The organism is Aeromonas sp. ASNIH8 (assembly GCF_002919855.1).
GTDB classification, from domain to species: Bacteria; Pseudomonadota; Gammaproteobacteria; order Enterobacterales; family Aeromonadaceae; genus Aeromonas; species Aeromonas caviae.
In genome coordinates, this window is sequence record NZ_PQLN01000293.1 from 1 (window position 1) to 512 (window position 512).

Annotated in this window: 1 pseudogene; it reads left to right on the forward strand. The window is 49.0% G+C overall.

The features are described 5' to 3' along the window. Positions 1-123 precede the first annotated feature (123 nt). Positions 124-237: pseudogene (locus tag C3418_RS24000) on the forward strand (IS481 family transposase); the annotation flags it as partial. Positions 238-512 lie beyond the last annotated feature (275 nt).

Sequence of the window (512 nt, forward strand, 5' to 3'; positions counted from 1 at the left end):
GAGGTTACGGATCGAGATAGCGGGTGCGGCCATGATGATCTACCTGCAAAAGAGAGTAATAGATCAGAACTGCCGATCGCCGTCAAGCACTGAAAATAGCAAAATCAGGTGCGGAATGACGGCTACAACACCCAGCGGCCACATCAGGGCAGGATGATGGAGGGTCAAACCCCCTACAGCATGTTCAAGAAGGGTCTGAAATTGATACCGAAGGAAGTGCGCACTAAAGTAGCGTAAACAAGACACCGGTCTGAGGCCGGTGTCAGGTGATAACTAGGGAAGGTGCGAATAAGCGGGGAAATTCTTCTCGGCTGACTCAGTCATTTCATTTTTTCAGTTTGAGCCGATCTTTTCTCCCGTAAATGCCTTGAATCAGCCTATTTAGCCGACATTCCGCACCTGATTTAGGAATAAATTTGCCGATAGCGCTCACCCAATACCTCCAAAATGATCTGCTGGTCTCCTGTTAGCTCCGTTACTTGTGGCGGAGCTTCTCCCAGTCGATATTCATG